The following is a 23,331-nucleotide window of genomic DNA, read 5'->3' as shown; positions in this document are numbered from 1 at the left end:
GAGCCGTCCGAATCATGTCGTCGATGATTCGATATTGCTCCGCTTTGCCTTTCAACTTAAACTCTAAAACTATCATTGGAATAGTTTATCACTTTTGCTAAAACTTTTACTTATAAATCTGTAGAGTTAACAAGTCTTCACACTTCTTGTAATTAAAGCCGTCCTATAAGGACGGGGCTTTAGACCCAACTTTCTGGCAAGAAATTAACAATATTTTAGCCAAAAACAAGGCTGGCATAGAATCGGGAGAAATAATAGTATTTTTTTTAGATGAATGTCATCTACTTCATGGCGATATCAATGGCTAAGCTTGGGGTCGCTCCGATCTAAGAATTGAAGTCCCAATTACCAATCAAAAAAATAGACAAACTTATTTTGGCGCACTCAATTATCAAGCCAAACAATTCCATATTAAAGGTTATAAGTCTGGGTATGGAAAATCAACAGTTGAGTTCATAAAATACTTGCAAAATAAATACAAAGAGCGGAAAATTATCTGGATTTGGGATGGAGCTAGTTATCATAGATATGGAGAATTTAGAGATTATTTGTCAGAAGTTAATCGTGACAAAGAACCTGATGATTGGTCAATCACTTGTATTTTATTTGCTCCCAATGCTCCCGAACAAAATCCCGTTGAAGATATTTGGTTACAAGCTAAAAATTTTTTACGAAAGTATTGGTATTTATGTAAGTCTTTTAAGATAATTAAATTTTTGTTTGAGTTTTTCACAAAGGAACATAAATTTGATTTCCCCAAAATTCATCAGTACACCTATACATAGAAAATGATTTAGGATTGCTATATTTGGAATTTTATTCATGACTACAATTACCAAATCCGATTAGCAATGCTGAAGACTCAACCGCCTCAATTTTATCCATCGTTTACATAAAAGCACTACCAAAATTTCAAATTTATCAATTCTTATCTGAGTCGAATGGAACCGCTGATTGTGGAAAATAAGGGGTTTATTGATAAGTATATTGGCGATGCAATTATGGCTTTGTTTAGCGAGGGTGCGGATGATGCTTTGAAAGCGGGAATTGCCATGCTGCATACTCTTGCTGAATACAATCGAGATCGCGCTTCTCTGGGTTATGTGCCGGTTCAGATTGGGGTGGGAATCAATACTGGTTCTTTGATTCTGGGTATAGTGGGCGGAAAAAGCCGGAGGGACGGTACTGTGATTAGCGATGCGGTTAATTTGGCTTCTCGGATTGAAAGTTTGACGAAAAATTATGGGGTGTCGCTGTTAATTACTCAGCAGACATTCGATCGCTTGATAAATCCGGGTGATTATGCTATTCGGGTAATTGATAAAGTTCAGGTTAAGGGTAAGTCTGAATGGGTGACTGTTTATGAAGTTTTTGATGCAGATTTGCCGGAAGTTAAAGCGGGGAAGTTAGCGACTCTGCAACTATTTACTGAGGCTTTGTCTTTGTACAATATGAATAGTTTTAGGCAAGCGGCGGGACTTTTTGCGGATTGTTTGCGGCAAAATCCGGGTGATAAGGTGGCTCGAATTTATTTGGAAAGGTGTCAATAGTTAGTTGACAGTTGACAGTTGACAGTTGTCAGTTGTCAGTTGTCAGTTGTTAGTTGTTAGTTGTCAGTTGTTAGTTGGTGATTTTTAGTAATAACCAATGACTACTGATTGCTGACTAATGACTAATGACTACTGACTACTGACTACTGACTAATTTGTTCGATCGGCAATTCTATGATAAACTCGGCTCCGTGGCCGAGTGCCGACACGCAGCTCAGTTTGCCACCGTGTTCTTGGACAACTTTGTAGGAAATTGACAGGCCTAAACCGGTGCCTTTGTCGGCGGGTTTGGTGGTAAAAAAAGCCTCGAATAACTGCTGGGAAACTTCTTCTGGCATACCGGGGCCGTTGTCAGAAATCCTAATTACAGCATTGGAGTTTTGGACTTCTGTCCTAATTTTAATCTTGCTGCGGTTAGCTTTGACTTCGGCAACTGAACGCCCTTCGTTGTATTCCTCGATCGCGTCGATCGCATTTCCGATCAAATTCATAAATACCTGATTGATTTTCCCAGCATAACACTCAACCAAAGGCAAATTTCCATAGTCCTTAATTACCGCAATTTCGGGATAGTTACCTCTGGCTTTCAGGCGACTTTGCAGAATCAGCAACGTTCCTTCAATCCCTTCGTGCATGTTAACTTTGCTCATTTGAGAATCATCTTTGCGGGAGAAATTTCTGAGCGATCGCACGATTTCCCGAATGCGATCGGCCCCAACCTGCATCGAAGACATCGCTTTCGGCAAATCTTCTAGCAGAAACTCTAATTCGATATCCTTAATTTTATTTTGAATTGCTGCCGGCGTCTGCGGGCAGTGCTGCTGGTACATATCGATCAAATTCAGCAAATCTTCCGTGTAGTGGCCGACGTGAACGAGATTGCCGCAGACGCTGCTAACGGGATTGTTAATTTCGTGAGCAACACCAGCTACCATTTGACCGAGTGTAGACATTTTCTCAGTGTGAATCAATACCGCTTGAGTTTGCTGCAATTCGTGCAAAGTATTTTCGAGCTGAAGTTTTTGTTGGGTTAACTCTGTTTGCGATCGCAGCAAGGCTTCTTCACTGCGTTTCTGCTCAGAAATATCAGTAATTAACCCTTCCAAAGCTATCAATTCTCCCGAATCGGAAAACACTCCCAAACCTTGCTCCCAAACCCATTTTAATTCGCCGTTTTTAGAAGTAATTCGGTAATTTAGCTGATAGGGTCGATTTTCTTGCAAAGCAACTTGCACGGCATTCCACAAATTATCGCGATCGTCCGGGTGAGTCAATTCCGAGAGAGAAATTTGCCGAGTGCCGATAAATTCTTCAGGAGAATAGCCAGCTAACTGATAACAACCTTCGCTGACAAACTCCATACTGCGATCGGCATCGTTGCGAAAACGGTAGGCCATCCCTGGTAAATTGCTCATCAGCGTCGCCAAAGCCCGCTGGCTTTCCCGTAGGGCTTCTTCGGCGTGTTTGCGATCGGTAATATCCGTCATCACCGCCAGCATACAGAGTTCGCCCTCCAAATTAATCAATTCCGCTGACAGCAAACACACCACCACCGATCCCGACTTCATCCGAAACTCGCATTCCTGATTGCGAACAACACCTTGTTCGTGCAAACTTTGTCTAAAATTAAGTCTGTCTTGAGGCCTTACCCAAATATTTAACCCCGGTACTGTATTCCAGGTCGTTTCTTCTAAAGCGTAGCCAGTCATCGACAAGAAACTATCATTAACTTCAATAAAACGGCCCTCAGCAAAAGTAGTAATAATCATCGGATCGGGGCTTGATCTAAAAGCTTTAGAAAACTTTTCTTCCGATAAACTCAACTTTTTAATAGCCTCTTCCAACTGACTTGTCCGCTCTTTAACCCGGCATTCCAATACCTCATTAGCCTGCTTCAGGGCTTCCTCAGCCTGCACCCGATAAGTGATATCGCGCACCACGCCTTGCAGCCCTATTTTGCCGCCGATATCCATAGAAGTTAGCAGCACTTCCGCCGGAAACTCAGAACCATCCAAACGGCAGTGCCGCCAGTCAAAACGGCAATTTCCCGATCGCAGAGCCGTATTAATTCGCTCTTGAGAAAGACTCCTAGAATCTTGTCCGTCCGGTTGCAACAGCGGGCTGAACTCCGAAGGATGCTTGCCGCAAAACTCCGACTCAGTGCTGCATCCAAATAACTTTAAAGTCGCCGGATTGCAATCCAAAAAACCCTCTTCGTCTAGCAGCATTACCGCATCAGTCGTCGATTCGTACAAAGTGCGAAACTTTTTTTCCGACGCCTGCAAAGAAGCAATCAACTGCATCTTTTCCTCAGCCGCCCGCTTTTGCTCAGTAATATCCTGCATTACTTGAGAAAAGCCCTGCAACTTTCCCCTTTCATCGCGCAAAGGAGTAACAATAATATTCGCCCAAAATCGCGATCCGTCTTTGCGAAGCCGCCAGCCTTCATTTTCGTATCTACCTTCTGCCACTGCCCGGATTAGTTTTTCTTTGTGCTTGCCGATTTCAAGATCTTCTTGAGTGAAAAAACACTCCGAATTATTGCCGACTATTTCATGCGCTCTGTATCCAAAAATGCGTTCTGCACCCGAATTCCAGCTAGCTACATACCCATCAGGATCTAACATGAATATAGCGTAATCCTTAACGCCTTCAATTATTAAGCGCAGGCGTTCTTCGCTTTCTCGAAGTGCAGATTCTGCTTGCTTGCGCTGGGTGATATCTTCTACAAAACCTTCGTAGTAGAGTAATTTACCCGCTTCATCGCAGACAGCCCGCGCATTTTCAGCGATCCAAATTATTGTTCCGTCTCGGCGATAAATCTGCGACTCAAAATCCGATACGATGCCCTGTTCTTGCAAAGCAGAAACAAACTGATCGCGCCGATCGCGATTGACGTAAAGCTGATCGCTGATATCAGTCAGACTGCCCATCAATTCTGCGGCGGAATTATATCCGTAGATGCGAGCCAAAGCTGGGTTAGCGCTGATGTAGCGACCCTCTTGGGTTGTTTGAAAAATGCCCGACACAGCATTTTCAAACATACTATAATATTTTGCTTCCATTTGGTGCAGTGCCTCCGCGACATTTAGGCATTCTATCGCTTTATTTTCTAATTTTTGATTTCCCACTTGTGAATACCCTGCTCTTGTGTGTGAGTTGAATATTTTTGGTCTGCCGCCTGTTAAATTTGAGCCGTTATTTAGGCTGAAAGATGGTGTGTCGCAGCCGGATACGAGTGTGTTTATTGATCTGTCCTAGTGGACTGTTAGTTGTTAATAGTTGCTGCGGAAAGTTTAGGTGCTCCGGTATTTATTTGAGGGTTGACTGGCTGTCACGATCGCATTGGCATATCGATCGGCCTGCGGTGCAGGTGTTCGAGCAAAACCGGCTCCTTAAAATCTCCCTGAATATATTAGCAGTTGAATACCCTGAAATAAGTTAGTAGCAAGGATGTTGTTACAATAAAAGGCAGCGACTTTTACAACCGCAAGACTCTATTTTTAGGATTTGGGTGAGAGTACGATCGACTCTTACCCGAGGCAACTAACCCGCCTGTATGAGCTAAACGCTCGCTTTCCTTGCTGTCAGTCGATTTGAGATTTGAGATTTTAGATTAAAGAATTGACTCCACAGATGAATCTGGGGCTCTCCTAATGTCTAAAATTTTTTGCTCTCCACAACTCCTGTCGGAAACTTTTATCGGTATTTGGGTGCTCTGAGTTACTGTTAAGTATTATTGCTGATAGATAATACAGCAGACTGCTGGCAGTTGTACGATCTGGGGTTTATATGTAAAGTTGGCACAACAATAGGGTAATTGTTGTATCAAAAAATTCATATTCTGCTGCTGCGGGCGGAAAAATTCTGTAGCGGTGCTGGCATTTGGGCAAAAATATGGGCCCGATCGCGCAAAATGTGGTCGGCAAGTCTGGTAAAATCCCGATCGATTCTCGGTTTAGCCGCAAAGCTCGATCGGGCTAAATTTGACTAGAAACTAATAAATGACAGATTCTCCTCTACTAGCAACGCCAGAGTTATCCCCTGCTTCAACCCAGACGGCGGATTCTCCTCCGTGGCCAGCCATCCTGCAACAACTACTAGACAGACAATCTCTCTCACGCCCCACTGCAGCCAACTTAATGCAGGGATGGCTCGCAGAAGCGATTCCCCCCGTCCTCTCAGGAGCAATTTTAGCGGCTCTCCAAGCAAAAGGCATCTCTCCCCAAGAATTGGCAGGAATGGCTCAGGTATTGCATTCTCAGTCCCTTGTAGGCGAGTCGGAGAGCGTTTTCAATCCCAAATCCTCAATTTCCAATCTCAAATTAATTGATACTTGCGGCACAGGTGGCGACGGCGCTTCCACGTTTAACATTTCCACTGCTGTAGCTTTTGTGGCCGCCGCCGGCAAAGTTCGAGTCGCGAAACACGGAAATCGATCGGCATCAAGCAAAGTGGGTTCTGCTGACGTGTTGGAAGCACTCGGAGTCAACCTCAACGCCGATCCCGCGAAGGTTAGAGCTGCGGTAGACTCTGTGGGCATCACCTTTTTATTTGCCCCTGGGTGGCATCCCGCACTTAAGGCTGTAGCGTCGCTCCGGCGCACTTTGAAGGTGCGGACTATTTTTAACCTATTAGGGCCGCTCGTCAATCCTCTGCGCCCTACAGGGCAGGTAATCGGGGTGTTCGATCCAAGTCTGGTATCAACTATTGCCCAAGCTTTGGGCGAGTTGGGGACTGACTTGGCGATAGTCGTTCACGGCCGAGAAAAGTTGGATGAGGCGGGTTTGGGTGATGTGACTGATTTGGCGGTTTTGTCGGGCGGCGAGGTGGAACTGACTACTTTACACCCGGAACAGGTAGGATTGACACCAAGTGCGATCGGCTCGTTAAAAGGCGGAAATGTTGAGGAAAACGCCGAGATTTTGCGGAACGTTTTGCAAGGCAAAGGTACGCCCGCACAAATGGATGTTGTAGCTTTGAATGCCTCTTTGGCTTTTCAGGTGGGAGGTGCAATTCCTATGGGTTCCCACGCAGCAGGAGTTTCTCTGGCTAAGGACATTTTATTGAGCGGCGAATCTTGGTTGAAGTTGCAGCAGTTGATTGAGTTTTTGAAATGAAGTCAGTTGTCAGTTGGGAGTTGGCAGTTGACAGTTGACAGTTGACAGTTGACAGTTGACAGTTGACAGTTTTTATATCAAATCCGGGTTTGCCATCCCCATGAGGACTCGGCGGTTGAAACCGCTACTACACAAACAAAGTCCGCCTTCGCGGACTAAGAAATAAACGGGATATTTAAGGCGGATTTGGTATTAGTTGTTATTTGTAGCAACTAACAACTAACCACTAATTTCTTTTTAAGAGCGCGATCGAAATTCAATGACATCTTGCTTAATAGTCACATCTTTATTACCAAAAAAGTCGTGTCCCAACAGTCCGATATCTAGGGATGGCGAGACTGCGACAACTACATTGTTAACTGCCAGACCACCTGCTTCCATAGAAGTCAGGCGACCGAGGGGAAAAGTAGCCACTCCGTTGGGAGTTTGTGCTTGCACTGTTCCCTGGAGAACAACGCCCAAGGCTTTAGCCATTGCTGGTGTAATTACTGTGCCACTAGCTCCAGAATCTACCATCATCTCGAACTTTTGTTTGCCGTTAAACGTGACTTCTATGACCGGGATATTAGCCTCTCGGCGTTTGATTTTTGCCTGAAACACTCCCGACTTTGCCGCCGCCGAAGTGGTGGGAGTCAATCCTTCGGGTAGAAAACCGCAGACTGATTGGCTGAGGTTGAGGGTTCGGCCTGACGAGCTCCGCATGAAGCATCCCTCACTTTCTTGAGCAACTGCTGGCGAGGAGTTGGCAACAGTCCCTATTAAAATTGAGCTGCTCAGAGAAATAACTGTTGTTACAAGCAGTAACGGTTTGCACAGTTTTTGAGAGTTCAGTAGAGGCTTGTATAAGTTTGAGAGTAAAGGCAAGGGAGATTTACTAGCCATAGTTTCGTTAAACGGTGTAGCTCGATCGTAACAGCGACAACTGCCTTTTGGTATAGATTTGGTAGAGATATAGAATTTCCGCCCGCCGCCTAAGCTGCTGGCAGATCAATTGCTAGCGCAGGGGGAGATGCAGAATTTGCACTTATTGCTGCTTTTTGATTGCCTGTGGCATAAGTGCCTTCTGCCTCCGGCCTCCGGCATAAGTGCCTTGCTTTTCCGAACCCTTGCACAAATTAAAATAATATCTGTACATTGCCGACTAGCATCAAATCCCTGGCAGTGGTAAGAATTAAACCAAACGAAAGTAATTAAGGATGCCATGTCACTTTCAACTGCACAACCCGCTCTCTTAGTCCTGGCTGACGGTACTGCTTACCGCGGCTGGTCGTTTGGCGCTGACGCCACCGTCGTTGGCGAGGTAGTATTTAATACGGGAATGACGGGCTACCAAGAAGTATTGACCGATCCCAGCTATTGCGGTCAAATTGTAACTTTTACTTATCCAGAATTGGGCAATACCGGGGTAAATCTTGAAGACGAAGAATCCTCGCGCCCGCAAATTCGGGGTGCGATCGCCCGGAACGTATGCAGCAGGCCCAGCAACTGGCGCTGCTCGCAATCTCTGCAAGACTACCTAAAACAGTACGAGATCCCCGGAATTTACGGGATAGACACCCGCGCCCTCACTCGCAAAATTCGCACGGTGGGAGCGATCAACGGTGGCATTTCGACCACGATTCTCGACCAGGCGGAACTTTTGGAGCAAGTGCAAGATGCCCCCAGCATGGACGGGCTGAATCTGGTGCAGGAAGTCACCACTCGCGAGGTTTACGAGTGGTCTGAAGCCACAGATGCGGTTTGGGAGTTCAGTCCTACAGTCAAACCTGCTAACGGCAAAATGTGGACGGTGGTAGCGCTAGACTTTGGGATCAAGCGCAATATTCTGCGGCGTTTGGCGAGTTACGGCTGTCGGGTAATTGTTGTACCCGCCGACACGTCAGCCGAGGCAATTCTCAAATACAACCCGGATGGCATTTTTCTGTCCAACGGGCCCGGAGATCCGTCGGCGGTAACGGAAGGAATCGCGACTGCAAAAGCTCTGTTAAAGTCGGACAAACCCGTATTCGGCATCTGCATGGGACACCAAATTTTGGGACTTTCCTTGGGCGCAGAAACTTTTAAACTTAAGTTCGGCCATCGGGGATTGAATCATCCAGCGGGTTTAACTGAGCAAATAGAAATTACTAGCCAAAATCATGGTTTTGCGATCGACCCCGATTCCCTAGTCCCGGAAGTAGAAATTACTCATCTCAATTTGAACGATCGCACCGTAGCCGGATTGAAGCATAAAACTCTGCCACTGTTCTCAGTGCAGTACCACCCAGAAGCCAGTCCGGGCCCGCACGACGCCGACTATTTATTCGATCGATTCGTGCAGTCAATGCGAGACAATCAGAAAGTAGCCAGCAGTAAATAGTCCGCAGTCAGCAGTCAACCGTTAATGACTGCTGCCTCAAAAAAACTAAAAACCACTGACCAAAAAAAACTGTAGACAAAAGACCAAAAAACTCCTATAATGAAGCCTCGACTTTAAGCCATATCTAGCTAGGAGGGTGTCATTTCTGAGTCATTGACCCTGACCGTTAGCCTCAGAGGCACTCGCGAAGTCAGGAATAACTGTCAGTTATTTCGCCTGACGGGCCTGCTGGACGCTTTTTCTGAGGCCACTTTTCGGAAGGTAATAAGCAAATGTATTGACGACGGCCCAAAACACGTAATTTTGGACTTGTCTCAGATAGACTTTGTGGATAGTTCAGGCTTGGGCGCACTTGTGCAACTTGTCAAAAAAGCCCAAACCTTGGAAGGGACTTTGCAAATTGTCTCAAATCCCCGCGTAACTCAGACTGTTAAACTGGTTCGCTTAGAGAAATTTTTGTCTTTGCAGCCTTCGGTTGATGAGGCGGTAAAAAACGTCAAGGATGCTTGACGCCAAAGTGGATTAAATTAGCTATCCGGTTCTAAACGCTGGATAGCAAATTTTTATTTTTTTGCTGGTAAAACAATACCAATTTACCCAGAAGCTGCGACACGCGCCAGCCGCTATTTCCCCGATGCTTAGAGTTTCGGTGGATGGGCAGTAAAATATGTGTGGCAAACACGCGGAAAAATGGTATAAAAATTAGAGCATCCCGATTTGGTAAAAAGCCTTTTTTAGGAGTGCGATCGTCGCGCCAAGCTTTGCCTATATATCTCGCTTCGCGATCGGACAGCGAACACTCCTGTGAAAGCTATAATTGCTGAAGTAACGAAAGACGAAATAAGTAAGTGACTAGAAAAACCAAGCTGTGCGGAAGTTTTATTTAAAAAAGTATGTCGCCGGAAGCAGATGACGGGCTCAAACTGAGTCTGACGGATATCAGTTTAAATCGAGTGCATCCTGCGAGGGCTACACCAGCAGAAATAGAAAGAATTTCGCCCGCAGCCTGGGCATATTTGGGAGATGCAGTGTACGAACTCTACGTTCGGAGTTCGTACTTAGTGCCACCCAGAAGATTGCAAGCTTATCACGAATTAGTGGTGGGGCAAGTACGAGCCGAAACTCAAGCGCGTCATTTGCGATCGATCTCTCCTTACTTGAACAGTACAGAATTAGCAATTGTCAAGCGCGGCCGCAATGCTGCAGCGGGCCGTTCTAAGCGAGCAGATCCAGAGATATACCAACAAGCCAGCAGCTTAGAAACTTTGGTCGGATATTTGTATCTCACCGATCCCGAAAGATTGACCGAACTTCTGGCACTTTTAGATCTTGAGACTTAAAGGATTTAGCAGTTAAGAGTTGGGAGTGGGTAGGGATTAATTAACCATCCTGGCACGGCTAACACAAAACAGCAAAAATCTCGATCGGCAAAACAGGATTTATCAGTTATTAACTAGCAATTTGAACACAGCAAAATCCTTGCTCCCTCCCTAGAATATCTAAAATCTCAAAGCTCCAAGATGGCTCCCTCAATCAAGAATCTCACATCTACAATCTACAATCGATTAGCCTTCAGCCAAAACGTTTGACCACAAGAAACCAATGAGAAAATTTACCAGACCAAACTCCTCGCGATCGAATTCCGACAGCAAGCCATTCAAAAGCGAAGGCCGCCGTCAGGACTCACAACCATCCTCTCCCCGCTTTGAACGCAAGCCCCGTCCCGACACTCGCGGAGTAGACGCGCCTCAAAAGCGATCGACCTTCGCCCCGCAATCACGAGAAATGCCCGTGAGAGCAATTTTCAAACGGAGAGTCGATTCCGACAGCCAACCGGAAATTCGCAGAAATAATCATTTCAAAGATAGAGACAGCAGCCCGCAGGAATCCAGGGGCAATTATTACCAAGACAGAGACAGAGACAGAGACAGCAGCCCGCAGCCGGCCCGCAACAATTTCCGAGACAGAGACAGCAGCCCGCAGCCGGCCCGCAACAATTTCCGAGACAGAGACAGAGACAGCAGCCCGCAGCCGGCCCGCAACAATTTCCGAGACAGAGACAGAGACAGCAGCCCACAGCGGGCCCGCAATAATTTCCGAGACAGAGACAGCAGCCCACAGGAATCCAGGGGCAATTATTACAAAGACAGAGACAAAGACAATAGCCCGCAGGAATTCCGGGGCAACCATTTCAGAGACAGAGACAAAGACAGAGACACTCGCCCTGTTGACACTGCCTCAAATACAGTCGTGCAACCAGACGCAGACACAGACGACATGATTTACGGCCGCCATGCGGTGCAAGCAGCTTTAGAAACAAACCAAGTCCTCAACCGGATCTGGGTTGTTCCCCACCTGCGCTACGATCCCCGCTTTCATAGCTTGCTAACCGAAGCCAAAACCAACGGCAGCATCATTGACGAAGTTGACGATTTGCGCCTTGACTACATCACGCGCAAAGCAAACCACCAAGGCGTAGCCGCTCAAGTATCAGCCTACGAATACCTGGATTTGAGCGAACTGATCGCAAAGGCTAAGTCGGCTTGCGAAGATCCAGTAATTGTGGTAGCAGAAGGACTCAACGACCCGCACAATCTAGGGGCGATTATTCGCACCGCAGAAGCATTGGGATCTCAGGGGATGGTTATTCCGCAGCGGCGGGCTGTTGGGATTACCTCGGCAGTGAGAAAAGTGGCAGCAGGGGCATTGGAAAGCCTGCCCGTGGCGAGGGTTGTCAATCTTAACCGGGCGCTGGAAGAACTCAAAGAGGCTGGATTCTGGATTTATGGCACTGCAGCAGGCGTCGGTCAATCTATAGAGACAGTCAAGTTCTCTGGGCCCACTGTTTTAGTGGTGGGTGGTGAAGCTGACGGTTTGAGCCTTTTGATACAGCGCGGATGTGACGGATTAGTTTCAATTCCTTTAAGGGGCCATACTCCTAGCCTGAATGTCTCGGTAGCAACGGGGATGGCTTTATACGAAATTTACCGTCAGCGCGGGCCCAAAAAGTTTCACGTACACGGATCGTAAAGGTGCTTGAAAAAAAGAGCACAACAGAGTAGTTTATTGTGGATGCCGCCCAGAATTGAGCAGCACCACACCCTGAACAAGTAAGGATAGCCGATCGACTTTCGTTACTTGTTCAGGCGAAAGTAGAAGGGGCTTTCCCTCTACGTTCAAACAGGAATTCGACACCAATCTATTTAGATATCAGCTTTAAATAGGTTTGGATCGGTTCTTGGTAGCAGTCAGCCACCTGTAAATAACAAAAACCTGTGTTCGCAGCACCCTGAAAACACCGTCAAATACATTAGAAAAGCAGATGAAAGAATTCTTGATTAGCTTGCTCAATTTTTTCGGATTGGCTTGGTGGGTTGAAGTTAAAACTTCAGCGCCGCGGTGCATTTACTATTTTGGCCCGTTCTTAACCGATGGAGAGGCGGAATCTGCAAAAGCAGGATATGTAGAAGACATAGAAAATGAAGGGGCAGAAGGTGTTAATGTGTCGATTCACCGCTGCAAACCAATTACTTTGACTGTTGCAGAAGATTTGGGAAAGTTTGGTGATGGAGGGCTGTTGCCTGTTTAGAGCGGTCAGTAGAAACAGGGGAATTTTGAGTTTTGAGTTTTGAGTTGTAAGTTGTAAATTAACATCCGGTAACTACGGAATTATACCCTGCTTGCGAGCCATGATAGCGACAGGAAGCTCGCACTGCACTCCGAAAATTATGATTCGGAGGCAAACCAAACGGCAACGATATAAATTCAAAATTGACTGTTGGGTGATTAATTGCTTCTGACAAACTCCAAACTTAAGACTAGCAATTACCAACTGCTTGGGGGAAATTCTCAATCCAACAATCGATGTCTGCGAGTACCCGATCGGGAATTTCCCAAGGGAACAAGTGGGCTGTATTTGGATAGCACTGCCACTGACAATTGTGGAGGTGGCGGGCTGTTTCTAAACTGGATGCCGAGGTGATGTGCCGATCGGCTTCTCCGGCCAACACCAAGCTCGGACATTGAATGTCGCCCAGGTGGATCAGTCGATCGTATCCAGCCCTCAGAGCGGTATTTAACGCCTTGGTGGCCGGGTTGGAAGTCTTTAGGTAGGCGGGGGTACCTGCCTGTGCTAAGTAGCGGTAAGGGGTGGCTTTCTGCTGCTGTATCAAGTAGCGAAAGAGCGATCGGCTCGCAAAAGTATCAATATTCCACTGCCAACCGGGTAGGGCCCAATTGATAATTCCGGCTAAACCGGTGTAAAGGTTATCTTGCCAAGAGATGGGCGGGTGACTTCCGCGCGGTTTGGCGGCGGATGCGAGTAGAATTAAACCGGTGACTCGCCCTGGATATTTCATGGCTAATTCCAGGGCTAAAATCCCTCCCAAAGACCATCCGATCACCAAACATTGATCGACTCCTAATCTATCTAATAGTGCTTCTAAATCGACCAGATGATCGGTCATTTCAAAGAAAGTTGAGGTGCGGCTGTTGCCGTATCCGCGCAAGTCGGGGGCGATCGTTTGGAAGCGTTTTGATAGGTGCTCTGTGAAAACCGACATACAATCGCCGGAACCGGGATGGCCGTGCAAGCAGAGAATCGGAAACCCTTTGCCTTTGACGGAAACACTGAGTTGTTGATGCGGCATTTTTTAACTGTTTGGGCGGTGCGTTGTCCCCCGCTGTAAATTGTATATTCCAGCGGTTAAAAGCTGGGGTTTCGGACAATGTAATCGGCAATTTTAGAAATAGACTGGCGCATTTGTATATCGCCACTGCGGCTATCAATCACAGTCATTACATAGGCTTCGCCGTCAATGCTCATCGCTAAAGTTGTGCCGAGCACCCAGGAATTTTGGCCTGTTTTTTCCCCCAACCACTGAGCTTTCGTTCCTTCCAAGGCGGCAAATCCCAGAGCGTGATCGTACTGGCGGTTGAGAGTTTCTATTAACAGTTTAGCACCGGGTGTTTCGCCGTTGTAAATTTGCACCATCATTTCGGTGAGTTCGTTTGCAGTCACACGGTTGCGACCCGAACCGGGGTTGGAGGGCATAATTCTTTCCCCCATCAATTTGAAGTTGACGCGGGTGACTTCGTAGCCGGTATTATCTAAATATTGATTGATGTAATCCGAACCTAAATAATCGATTAGTTGATTGGTGGCGATATTGCTGCTGCGATAGATCATTTCTTCTAACAGTAGCTGTAGCGGGTAATTGCGATTGGAGGTAATCTTTGCCGATGCGTCTTCAGTGAAATTACCCCGATTGACGAATACTTCCTGGTTCAGACTAATTTTTTCTTTTTCGACTTTTTGCATCAGGGCGACAGCAATCGGCAATTTAATTAAGCTGGCCGGACTGACAGGAGGTACATCGCCCCGGAGGTTTACGCACTCTCTAGAAAGGTTGCAAATACCGATCGAAGCTTGAGCAGACAAACCGCTTTCCCGGGCAAGCGTACCCAAAAAATCAGATTTTGCTTGCTGCACTTGAAAGGTTGCTGCTGTTAAATTTTCCCGGTATTCTTGAGCTTTTGAGGCAGTGAGGGAAGCTACAAATGAATTTTGAGGAACTTCCTGCAAGTTGTTGAGGGCCTGGTTCCACAAAAATTGAGTTTGCTGCGAAGATTCGATCGACTTATTTTGCTGCCGTTTAGTTTCTACGGCTCGGTTGGCTAAACGGACTGCTTGCTGTAAGTTGTCGTTAGCCCTCTGTTCTACTAATATTTGAGCTTCCACCGCTTGCAACTGCTGTAGCAGTTGTTCTTGAGGATTAGCCGCGAAGGGAACTAAGCCGGAAAGGATGGTTGGTTCTGGGGAGGGAGATGAGGGTTGTTCTAATTCGGTGATCAGCCGATCGCGAATTTTGTAGAGTTCGTCTAAGGAACGCGGGTTAGATGATTGAGAGAATGAACTTGCGATGGTTAACATCTGAACCAGTCCAATGCCGGCTACTACTGCCGCCATCTTGTTGGCGATCGACAAAAAACGCCTGATCTCTGGCATATTTAACATCCTCAACACAACCAAATTCTATATAAGCAGCTATTGTTACATCAGTCAAACGGTTTTAGATCTTAGATAGGAGAACAAATCTAAAACAATACTTCGGACAGTTTTAGATACGATCGAGTGTCCAAAACCCTTGCTGGCTATAGTGTGGACTATTATTTCAAGGTTTAAGTCCACCGCTAAGTTGCCTAAAATGCGTTAAAAATGGCAAGGCTTCCTCCGTAAGGCTTACAGGGCCGTTAAAAAACTGTCCGAACTATTGTAAAATCTAAAATCTAAAATCTAAAATCGTTTGATCGCGCCAATGTGGCAAAATAACCAAAATAAAGGGAGCGATCGCACGAAGGCAATCAACCCCCTCTAAATATTGCGAACTATCTACTTTCTGCGCCGCCGTCGCCAGTCAGCACCCAACCGCTTGAGATAATCCCAGCCGCGTTGGGGCCAGACATGATCGCTACCAATCTTTTCGGCAATCCAGCGAGCGACTTTGGGGCCTGTCCAGTCTCCGCCGTCGGGGGCAGATCCTTGCAGCGCTTGTCGCAGTTCTTCTTGCTGTTCAGGATTCAGCAAGGATTTCGCAGGAGGGGGCTGGCGGTCTCCGCTGCGATTTCTCACAGAGTTAGGCCCTTCTCGGTTGTAGCGCTGGACAATTTCTTTGGCATAGTCGTAGTTGAGACCTACAACTTGGGCTGCTTGTTTGATAGTCCAATTTCTGGAAACTAACAGCAGCAAGTGCCAGCGGCGCGACTCTGTGGTGTTTTGTGCCTGCCGGTAGCGAATTTTGAGTTCCTCTGCCGTCAGGTGGGTTTCTAAGTGAGCTTTAGGTGGCATTCCTCCAACGGGGCATCGGGAACTTCTTACCATATATCTTTGGTTTTGGGGATAATTCCGGATGAAATTATTTTCCTGGGGATCGTGGTGGCAAATACCTAGCTTTTTTTAGCGCAGAGGCACGCAGCTAGTCGCACTTAAGGAAGGACTGCTGTTTTTTTGCAGGTGCGGGCAACAGGATACCTCGGCGTGGCGGTGAGCGTTCCGAGCTTTTTTGTGAATCCCAGATTTCTGACAGGCTTTTTGACCCGTGGCACAATGGGCGTGGATGGGAAAAGGTCGATCACTATTTTCTTCGATCGCGCAGTCGCCATTAATTCACTCGGATGACTGATAACTTTCAGTAATTTTTGACTAAAAAAGTGATCTTCATAATCTGGTTATAATTATTAGGGAATGTGCCGCCATAATCTCATATTTTATTCTCATAATTTTCTGTTAGCAGTTTAATTTTTTTTAATAGTCAGGAGGTGACTAATCTCGTAAAAAATTACCTTCAGATGCTTTGATATATGTTTTTACGAATAAATTGTATCCAACAAAAATGGTAAATTATTCTCAGGTAATATCTTAATATTATCTGAATATATTTCCCGGAATAAAGCAGTCACAATCTGGGATGAGTGTATTTCTTATGCCATTTTCTGATACCATAAATCCTGGGTTTCGTTGAAGAGAAGCTGGATTATAATATTTTATAATTTAGAGGACAGAATTGGGACTGACTGATTTCCTAATGATTATGATATTGCATACACATTCTTGGAGGCAGAACCTAATTATGTAGGAGCAGTATTGCACACCTTACCCCTTACTTATATAAATCTCGCGTCAAACCACTTTTTGCATCAGTCCTGATACAGTTGCATTATTGGTTTGTTAAAAGAGTAGGTAAAAAACTTGATCGCTATTTTGTGTTAGGTGCGATTTGGGGAATTTAATCTATTGTAGATAAAATGACCGATCGCGCGTTAGCGGAGCCCTCTTCGAGGCTCGAACTTTCGCCACAAAAATAGCAGAATTTGCCTTCGGGCTGTAAGCAGGTACAATTGCCAGTTATATTAACTGTATTGTCTCAAAGTAGAAATAATAAAGGTACGAGCATGGCATCCATCCGCGAGTTGCACCGACAACTGGTCAATAAAGAACGCTCTGCTGTGGAAATTACTCAAGAAGCATTAGACCGAATTACCCAGCTAGAGCCGAAGTTGAAAAGCTTTCTGTGCGTGACAGCAGACAGCGCATTGGCGCAGGCCCATAAAGTGGATGCCCAAATCGCAGCCGGAGAGCAAATTGGCCTGTTGGCCGGCATCCCGATCGCCGTTAAAGATAATATGTGTACCGAGGGCGTTCCCACAACCTGCGCCTCTCGAATTTTGGAGAATTTTGTTCCTCCCTACGATGCCACCGTCGTCTCGAAACTCCAAGCAGCCGGTGCGGTGATTGTGGGTAAGGCGAATATGGACGAGTTTGCAATGGGGAGCTCGACGGAAACTTCTGCTTATCAAGTTACCGCGAATCCTTGGGACTTGGAGCGCGTTCCCGGAGGGTCTTCTGGCGGTTCTGCCGCAGCGGTAGCCGCTGGAGAATGCGTCGTGAGTTTGGGTTCGGATACTGGGGGCTCAATCCGCCAACCTGCTGCTTTTTGCGGGTTGGTGGGGCTGAAACCGACTTATGGGTTGGTTTCTCGCTACGGTTTGGTGGCCTATGCTTCTTCTCTCGATCAAATCGGACCCTTTGGCCGGACTGTTGAGGATACGGCGATTTTGTTGGGGGCGATCGCCGGTTATGATCCGAGAGATTCTACGAGTCTTAATGTCCCAATTCCTGACTATGCTCAAGCTTTAAGACCCAGTTTGCGACCAAAGGGTCAGATTAGAATTGGTGTAATTAAAGAAACTTTTGGTGTCGGGTTGGAATCGGGGGTTAAAGACGCTGTTACTAAGGCGATCGAGCAATTTCAACAATTGGGCGCAGAAATTCAAGTTATTTCTTGTCCCCGGTTCCGCTACGGTTTGCCCACTTACTACATCATTGCTCCCTCGGAAGCTTCGGCAAATTTGGCGCGATATGATGGAGTCAAGTACGGTTTCCGATCTCCAGATCCCGATAATCTTTTGGATATGTATGCCAAAACCCGCTCTCAAGGGTTCGGTGCGGAAGTTAAACGCCGGATTGCGATCGGCACTTACGTATTGTCGGCTGGATATTACGATGCCTATTATCTAAAAGCTCAAAAAGTTCGGACTTTGATTAAAGAAGACTTTGAAAAAGCTTTTTCTCAAGTTGATGTTTTAGTCTGTCCCACTGCTCCTACTACCGCATTTAAGGCAGGCGAAAAATTCAATGATCCTCTGAGTATGTATTTGTCAGATTTGATGACTATTCCCGTGAATCTTGCTGGTTTGCCAGCTTTGAGTTTGCCCTGCGGATTTGATGATAAAGGACTGCCCGTGGGTATACAACTGATTGGCAATGTTTTGCAAGAGTCTCGGCTATTTCAAGTGGCTCACGCTTACGAACAGTCTACGAATTGGCACTTACACCACCCGGAATTGGATTAATTTTTGAAAATGGGCGGAATGCTGCGGCGGAAGTTAGTAATCGATCTTGGCTAATTGTCTGAATTAATCATTTGCCATTAGCTTTTGAGCGATCTCTAATTTCCCGCGTGCTCTATCTATGAACAAGTTGCTAGTATTCCTTTTGTCTAAATCGCTAATAGCTTTTGGGATAGTTTTGGCCGTTGCTTATTCTGCTGCTTGTGTATTCCTATTTGTAGCCCAAGGTAAGTTTATCTTTTTTCCTGCGCGGGCGATCGAAACTACGCCAGATGATTTTCAGTTGAAATATCAAGATGTCTGGCTGCCAATTCCAACTAAAACAGGCGCGGTGGACAGCGTGCACGGGTGGTGGATTCCTGCCTCGGAAACCCCCCCCAAGGTTCCGGGAGAAGTCAGAAAGGCCGTTCGGGTTCACCCATCGGAAACCCCTCTTACTCCTCCCCTTAACAAGGGGGGGCTGGGGGGGGTTCCGGTTCATCCCCTTAACAAGAGGGGGTTAGGGGGGGTAGTTTTGTACCTGCACGGCAATGCTTCAAATGTGGGAGGAAATGTCGAACACGCTTATCGATTTCATCGATTAGGTTTGTCGGTATTTGTGATGGATTATCGTGGTTATGGAAAAAGCCAGGGCGATTTTCCGAGTGAATCTCAGGTTTATGAGGATGCTCAACTTGCTTGGGATTATTTGGTGAAACAGCGGGGGATTAACCCGAATCAAATTTATATCTACGGTCATTCTTTGGGAGGGGCAATTGCGATCGATCTAGCCGTGCGTCACCCGGAGGCGGCGGGGTTAATCGTAGAAGGCTCTTTTACTTCGACACGGGCGATGGTGAATTTCCAAAAAGGGCTGTTTTGGATGTTTCCGATCGATGTTTTGCTGACACAGCGGTTTGATTCTCTTTCAAAAGTCGATCGCCTGCAAATGCCTGTGCTGTTTATTCACGGGACTGCTGACAATGTAGTTCCAGTCGAAATGACCAAAAAACTGTTTGAGGCAGCACCTGAACCCAAACAGCTTTACATAGTTCCTGATGGAGGTCACACTAATGTGGCACATATCGGGGGCGCAGAATATCTGCAAATACTGAGCCGATTTTTAGGTTCTTCAAAGTAGATAAAAGCTATTGGCGGTAACAGGTTAAGTTTGATATCTGTACCGCCTACTCGCCCTTCTAACAGTACATATTAAACAGAGTAGTGATGGCGATGATACTGCTTAGTATAACCTTAATACATTCAGCCACCAGTCATTCAAGGCATAGCAGTAATTACAGTAATTGTTCGTGCTTATAGCTTGTTCTTTCTTAACTTCGCAGCCTCGCCGAGATGTTGTTCTGTTCGGCATCCGGGCGCCGCAGAGATTGGCATCTGTGAGATTAGTTTTGTTCAATCTCGCATCGGTCAAGTCGGCCGCTCTGAGGTCGGCACCGCTGAGATTTGCACCGCTTAAATCGGCTTCTTGGAGGTCAGCACCGGTGAGATTTGCACCACTTAAATCGGCATTTCTCAGGTCGGTTCTATTTAGTTTGGCGGCGCTCAAATTACTGCATTTTAAGTTAGCCAACTGGAGGGATGCGCCTCGAAGAGAACTCTCGCTGAGGTTAGCATTTTCTAAGTTTGCTCCCCTGATGTCGGCCCTGCTCATGTCGGCTTTGCTGAGGTCGGCGTCGGCCAAAAAGGCGTTTCTCATGTTGGCGTTGTTTAAATTAGCTTCCATTAAGTCAGCCGCAGTCAAGTCGGCATCAACTAAGTCGGCCCTGCTGAGAGTGGCGCGGCTCAAGGAAGCGCCAAACAAATCTGCACGGCTCAAGGAAGCGCCAAATAAGTCGCATCCGGGACATCCTCTGGTTTCTAGCAGCCGCTTGACTAGAGACAGATTTTGAGCTTGTAAGGGAAGTGCGGCGCAAAATGGGAGTAGCAGTATCGCTGCAGCCAGAATTGTCAGTTTGATTTTGGTCATAGTCTGGGTAAGTCCTGTAACTGCCTTTCATCACCGAGTTGTCTGCTGGACTTACACGCGCGGGCCCAAAAACCCGGTTTCCTCGTTAATTTCTCGCTGTCCAACCCAATATTCTTAGCAAAAACCGGGTTGTTGGCGTAAGTCCTAGTCTAGTGCATTGACGCGGCTCGACGGTGTAAGGTTCGATCGCGCTCACGGATATTACTTACGCCTTTGGCATGAGAGCACTTCCAGGCTCCCTTCCAGCTTCCAACGGCCCGAAGCCGGCGCTCAAGGCCAGGGATTATGGAGCTTGCGACGGCTGCGACAAGTCACCGACTCCGACAACGGATAAGTATTTGTAATCGATGCACTTGGATTTGGCTGCCGAGGGCGTGAGTTCTCCGTACAGGCGAGAGCTAAATAAGCCAATTGGCTTAGACTCTTAAGACATATTGCTGATGCGCTGCCTTCTAAAAGAAGATAGCATTTTTGTGTGATCCCCGAAATAATACCGAGCCAGCAAGTATAAAAAAAAATACCACGTGTCTCGGCGGGTGGGAAAATTGGGTACAGCTAATACTTTCAGATGAGGAAAATAGATGTCGAACAGCATAGATCAACTTGCAGAAGGCGGCAGGGGGATCAAACTCATGTGGCAGATTGCAGACGAGCTCAGTTACACCCGGACTCTCGACAATCGAAATTGTTTGTCGCTGACCAAAAGCTACGAAGTAGAAAGTCGCACTGGCTCCCAAAATATAAAAAAAGCTAGCGTTTTAGATGGGTTAATGAATTTATTAAACACCTGGGATTGGCAGACTGAAAAACAGCAGGAAGAAGAGCTGCATGAAACTTGTGTGCAACATATTAGCCTGCAAGTCAACACAGATGTCAATGCTTTCACTCAAGTTTTGTTGTGGTTTGAACAGTTGAAAGATATATCGCTCCCCAATGAAGTTTGGTGGGACTTGCAGTTGGCGTTGGCTGAAGGTTTCACTAATGCAGTTCGCCACGCTCACAAAAATCTACCAGTAGAAACTCATGTTCTACTGGAAAGTAGGGTGTTTAACGGACGGTTGGAACTCAAAGTTTGGGATTGCGGGCCGTGTTTTGATTTTGATGCTAAGCTCAAGGAAATTCTGGCAGCAGATAGAAATAACGGCTTGGATTTAGAGGTTTTGAACGATGCTTGCTTGATGCCGAGCAGACAGAAAACTTTGGCACCGTCTCTATTTCTAATTGCTGGGTAGCTTTGGAGTGAGAGACAATTAACAGACTGGCACGGTGCAAAATGTGTTATGCTGAAAACGGTGTTAGGGGAAAAGTTACGGGTTTTGTCTCCGCGTGGGTGAGGGGTTTTGAATACTGCCAACCTGCTGCGGCTTGGGTTAAGAGCTATGGTCTTGGGTGATTCTATAGCGCTTTGATAGAAACGGGTGCATCTGTCTAATTAAATATTAAAAACCAAACATTAAAAGTTAAAAATTATTAACACTAATTTGTGATATTTTAATTTATCATAGTATCTGGTCGCTCACCAATTACTAATGATTTCCAAAGAAACTTTATTTGTTCTGTCTCTATTTCCCTACTTGGGATTTCTCTGGTTTTTGACTCGATCGGGAAAAACACCCCGTTTAGCTCTGATGGGATTTTACGGTACTCTCGTTTTTGTAGCGGTGACGATTCCCGCCGCAATTTACGCCAAAGTTGCCTACAACGAGTCACTAGCAAATGTCGATTGGCTGCACGGTTCTGCGGAACTATTCTTAACACTTGCCAATATTTTATTAGTTTTAGGGTTTAGAGAAGCGGTGATTAAAGCCAAAGCATCCTCACAGAAGGGTGGCGAGGAGCAAGAGTGTCTTTTAGATGGGGAAGAATAGCCGGGATGGATCATCTCAGTTTTGTATTTACTCTCCGCATAAATGCTCCAGAATAGCCGTAGTTAACAGTTAATTGTTAACATACCAGTTGATGAGCCGCCAACCTGCAAAATTTTAGGAAAGCATTAGAATATATGGAAACTCACATCAAGCACTTCTAGTGTCCTCACCTTGGTTTCTTGCCACGGGCTCAACTTGAGAGCCGAGATTTTGGGTTAAGAAAGCGAGTTTCTCAGGTATTATCGAGAATAGTGCTCTGTGAGTGGAAACAGGCTACCATGTTGCTAAGTTTAGCTGTGGTGGCAATCTCCAGGCAGGAAAAAAGATGAGCTATTGCCTCAATCCCCATTGCCAAAAGCCGCAGAATGCTGACTCAACCAATTTTTGTCTGGCGTGCGGCTCTAAATTGCTACTGAAAGAGCGTTACCGCGCCATTCAACCTATCGGTGAAGGAACATTTGGCCGAACTTTTTTAGCTGTCGATGAAGATAGGTTAAAAACTCGCTGCGCCATCAAACAATTTTTTCCGCAGGTTCAAGAAAAGGCAGAATTAGAAAAGGCAACTGCACTGTTTAAACAAGAAGCTCAGCGGCTGTACGAACTCGGAGAACACCCGCAGATTCCAAGTTTGCTGGCTTCTTTTGAACAAGCCAAACGTCTGTATCTTGTGGAAGAGTTAATCGAGGGAAATAATTTGTTTCAGGAGTTGCAGCAGCGGGGAGCTTTTAGCGAAGAGCAGATTTGGGAATTGTTGATCAATTTGTTGCCTGTTTTGCAATTTGTTCATGAACAGCAGGTGATTCATCGGGATATTAAGCCGGAAAATATTGTGCGGAGAACTCCCCAAACCTTGTGGGCTGCGGCGGGATATGGCACCTCAACTCCTGGTAAAGGAAAAGGAGGGGCAAATTTACCTCAATCTTCTGCTGGTATGAAAGGGCTAATTGTCGCTGAATCTCCTGCTGTACAGGGGAATGCCAGGGCTGACAGGTGTAGGTTTTTTACAATTAGGAGGAATTACAGGCATAAAATTCATCTACAGGGGTATCAGGGAAAGAGC

The 23,331-nt window shown here is 46.2% G+C and carries 19 protein-coding genes and 1 pseudogene; 14 read left to right on the top strand and 6 right to left on the bottom strand.

Annotated features, from left to right (window positions below; genetic code table 11):
* Positions 1-323: 323 nt before the first annotated feature.
* Positions 324-785 (top strand): annotated as a pseudogene (locus QUA44_RS27975) (transposase); the annotation flags it as partial.
* A 135-nt stretch (positions 786-920) separates the two neighbouring features.
* Positions 921-1,550, top strand: coding sequence for an adenylate/guanylate cyclase domain-containing protein (locus tag QUA44_RS27970; RefSeq protein ID WP_333256438.1), 630 nt, complete (start codon positions 921-923; stop codon positions 1,548-1,550).
* 143 nt (positions 1,551-1,693) lie between these two features.
* On the opposite strand, the gene QUA44_RS27965 is transcribed toward QUA44_RS27970, so the two are convergent.
* Complete coding sequence (locus tag QUA44_RS27965; RefSeq protein ID WP_333256390.1) at positions 1,694-4,681, bottom strand: PAS domain S-box protein; 2,988 nt, start codon at positions 4,679-4,681, stop codon at positions 1,694-1,696.
* 689 nt (positions 4,682-5,370) lie between these two features.
* Between QUA44_RS27965 and QUA44_RS27960 the strand changes: the two genes are divergently transcribed.
* Positions 5,371-5,544, top strand: coding sequence for a hypothetical protein (locus QUA44_RS27960; RefSeq protein WP_333310036.1), 174 nt, complete (start codon positions 5,371-5,373; stop codon positions 5,542-5,544).
* 10 nt (positions 5,545-5,554) lie between these two features.
* Complete coding sequence (gene trpD, locus QUA44_RS27955; RefSeq protein WP_333256395.1) at positions 5,555-6,670, top strand: anthranilate phosphoribosyltransferase; 1,116 nt, start codon at positions 5,555-5,557, stop codon at positions 6,668-6,670.
* A 237-nt stretch (positions 6,671-6,907) separates the two neighbouring features.
* Here the strand turns inward: trpD and QUA44_RS27950 are convergent, their stop codons facing one another.
* The gene (locus tag QUA44_RS27950) at positions 6,908-7,372 is read right to left on the bottom strand and encodes a retropepsin-like aspartic protease (protein WP_333256398.1); all 465 of its coding nucleotides are present in this window, start codon (positions 7,370-7,372) and stop codon (positions 6,908-6,910) included.
* Positions 7,373-7,871: 499 nt separating this feature from the next.
* Here QUA44_RS27950 and carA point away from each other — a divergent pair, with 499 nt between their 5' ends.
* The 5 genes from carA to QUA44_RS27925 all read left to right on the top strand — a co-directional run bounded on the left by carA (position 7,872) and on the right by QUA44_RS27925 (position 12,618).
* Positions 7,872-9,029 carry a glutamine-hydrolyzing carbamoyl-phosphate synthase small subunit gene (gene carA, locus QUA44_RS27945; protein ID WP_333256401.1) on the top strand — a complete coding sequence of 386 codons (1,158 nt, stop codon included), beginning with the start codon at positions 7,872-7,874 and terminating at the stop codon, positions 9,027-9,029.
* 153 nt (positions 9,030-9,182) lie between these two features.
* Positions 9,183-9,539, top strand: a complete 357-nt coding sequence (locus QUA44_RS27940) for an STAS domain-containing protein (RefSeq protein ID WP_333082737.1) — start codon at positions 9,183-9,185, stop codon at positions 9,537-9,539.
* 383 nt (positions 9,540-9,922) lie between these two features.
* Positions 9,923-10,369: a ribonuclease III domain-containing protein gene (locus QUA44_RS27935; RefSeq protein WP_333256403.1), complete on the top strand. Its 447-nt coding sequence runs from the start codon at positions 9,923-9,925 to the stop codon at positions 10,367-10,369.
* A 262-nt stretch (positions 10,370-10,631) separates the two neighbouring features.
* Positions 10,632-12,059, top strand: a complete 1,428-nt coding sequence (gene rlmB / locus QUA44_RS27930; protein WP_333256405.1) for a 23S rRNA (guanosine(2251)-2'-O)-methyltransferase RlmB — start codon at positions 10,632-10,634, stop codon at positions 12,057-12,059.
* Positions 12,060-12,351: 292 nt separating this feature from the next.
* Positions 12,352-12,618: a DUF1816 domain-containing protein gene (locus QUA44_RS27925; protein WP_333256408.1), complete on the top strand. Its 267-nt coding sequence runs from the start codon at positions 12,352-12,354 to the stop codon at positions 12,616-12,618.
* A gap of 229 nt (positions 12,619-12,847) precedes the next feature.
* Here the strand turns inward: QUA44_RS27925 and QUA44_RS27920 are convergent, their stop codons facing one another.
* The 3 genes from QUA44_RS27920 to QUA44_RS27910 all read right to left on the bottom strand — a co-directional run bounded on the left by QUA44_RS27920 (position 12,848) and on the right by QUA44_RS27910 (position 15,876).
* Complete coding sequence (locus QUA44_RS27920) at positions 12,848-13,678, bottom strand: alpha/beta hydrolase (protein WP_333256411.1); 831 nt, start codon at positions 13,676-13,678, stop codon at positions 12,848-12,850.
* 56 nt (positions 13,679-13,734) lie between these two features.
* Positions 13,735-15,036, bottom strand: a complete 1,302-nt coding sequence (locus tag QUA44_RS27915) for a serine hydrolase (protein WP_333256414.1) — start codon at positions 15,034-15,036, stop codon at positions 13,735-13,737.
* A gap of 384 nt (positions 15,037-15,420) precedes the next feature.
* The gene (locus tag QUA44_RS27910; protein WP_333256417.1) at positions 15,421-15,876 is read right to left on the bottom strand and encodes a helix-turn-helix domain-containing protein; all 456 of its coding nucleotides are present in this window, start codon (positions 15,874-15,876) and stop codon (positions 15,421-15,423) included.
* Positions 15,877-16,979: 1,103 nt separating this feature from the next.
* Here QUA44_RS27910 and gatA point away from each other — a divergent pair.
* The gene (gatA, locus tag QUA44_RS27905; protein WP_333256420.1) at positions 16,980-18,440 is read left to right on the top strand and encodes an Asp-tRNA(Asn)/Glu-tRNA(Gln) amidotransferase subunit GatA; all 1,461 of its coding nucleotides are present in this window, start codon (positions 16,980-16,982) and stop codon (positions 18,438-18,440) included.
* 118 nt (positions 18,441-18,558) lie between these two features.
* Positions 18,559-19,557, top strand: a complete 999-nt coding sequence (locus QUA44_RS27900) for an alpha/beta fold hydrolase (protein WP_333256422.1) — start codon at positions 18,559-18,561, stop codon at positions 19,555-19,557.
* Between the two features lie 102 nt (positions 19,558-19,659).
* Here the strand turns inward: QUA44_RS27900 and QUA44_RS27895 are convergent, their stop codons facing one another.
* Entirely contained in the window at positions 19,660-20,403 is a 744-nt protein-coding gene (locus QUA44_RS27895) for a pentapeptide repeat-containing protein (protein WP_333256425.1), read from the bottom strand.
* 581 nt (positions 20,404-20,984) lie between these two features.
* Here QUA44_RS27895 and QUA44_RS27890 point away from each other — a divergent pair.
* The 3 genes from QUA44_RS27890 to QUA44_RS27880 form a co-directional block, all read left to right on the top strand.
* Positions 20,985-21,635, top strand: a complete 651-nt coding sequence (locus tag QUA44_RS27890; RefSeq protein ID WP_333256430.1) for an ATP-binding protein — start codon at positions 20,985-20,987, stop codon at positions 21,633-21,635.
* 297 nt (positions 21,636-21,932) lie between these two features.
* Positions 21,933-22,271, top strand: a complete 339-nt coding sequence (locus QUA44_RS27885) for a DUF3593 domain-containing protein (protein WP_333256433.1) — start codon at positions 21,933-21,935, stop codon at positions 22,269-22,271.
* Positions 22,272-22,596: 325 nt separating this feature from the next.
* Positions 22,597-23,331: protein kinase domain-containing protein (locus QUA44_RS27880; protein ID WP_333256435.1), on the top strand; the 735-nt coding region annotated here is incomplete at its 3' end.

The sequence above is a fragment of the Microcoleus sp. N9_A2 genome (assembly GCF_036701775.1).
Classification (GTDB): Bacteria; Cyanobacteriota; Cyanobacteriia; order Cyanobacteriales; family Microcoleaceae; genus Microcoleus.
This window is presented reverse-complemented; position numbering and strand designations above follow the sequence as displayed.

Excerpts from the sequence above, each read along its gene's own strand:
- trpD (WP_333256395.1), top strand. The coding sequence starts at position 5,555 with ATGACAGATTCTCCTCTACTAGCAACGCCAGAGTTATCCCCTGCTTCA.
- QUA44_RS27950 (WP_333256398.1), bottom strand. The coding sequence starts at position 7,372 with ATGCGGAGCTCGTCAGGCCGAACCCTCAACCTCAGCCAATCAGTCTGC.
- carA (WP_333256401.1), top strand. The coding sequence starts at position 7,872 with ATGTCACTTTCAACTGCACAACCCGCTCTCTTAGTCCTGGCTGACGGT.
- QUA44_RS27935 (WP_333256403.1), top strand. The coding sequence starts at position 9,923 with ATGTCGCCGGAAGCAGATGACGGGCTCAAACTGAGTCTGACGGATATC.
- rlmB (WP_333256405.1), top strand. The coding sequence starts at position 10,632 with ATGAGAAAATTTACCAGACCAAACTCCTCGCGATCGAATTCCGACAGC.
- QUA44_RS27925 (WP_333256408.1), top strand. The coding sequence starts at position 12,352 with ATGAAAGAATTCTTGATTAGCTTGCTCAATTTTTTCGGATTGGCTTGG.
- QUA44_RS27920 (WP_333256411.1), bottom strand. The coding sequence starts at position 13,678 with ATGCCGCATCAACAACTCAGTGTTTCCGTCAAAGGCAAAGGGTTTCCG.
- QUA44_RS27915 (WP_333256414.1), bottom strand. The coding sequence starts at position 15,036 with ATGCCAGAGATCAGGCGTTTTTTGTCGATCGCCAACAAGATGGCGGCA.
- QUA44_RS27910 (WP_333256417.1), bottom strand. The coding sequence starts at position 15,876 with ATGCCACCTAAAGCTCACTTAGAAACCCACCTGACGGCAGAGGAACTC.
- gatA (WP_333256420.1), top strand. The coding sequence starts at position 16,980 with ATGGCATCCATCCGCGAGTTGCACCGACAACTGGTCAATAAAGAACGC.
- QUA44_RS27900 (WP_333256422.1), top strand. The coding sequence starts at position 18,559 with ATGAACAAGTTGCTAGTATTCCTTTTGTCTAAATCGCTAATAGCTTTT.
- QUA44_RS27895 (WP_333256425.1), bottom strand. The coding sequence starts at position 20,403 with ATGACCAAAATCAAACTGACAATTCTGGCTGCAGCGATACTGCTACTC.
- QUA44_RS27890 (WP_333256430.1), top strand. The coding sequence starts at position 20,985 with ATGTCGAACAGCATAGATCAACTTGCAGAAGGCGGCAGGGGGATCAAA.
- QUA44_RS27885 (WP_333256433.1), top strand. The coding sequence starts at position 21,933 with ATGATTTCCAAAGAAACTTTATTTGTTCTGTCTCTATTTCCCTACTTG.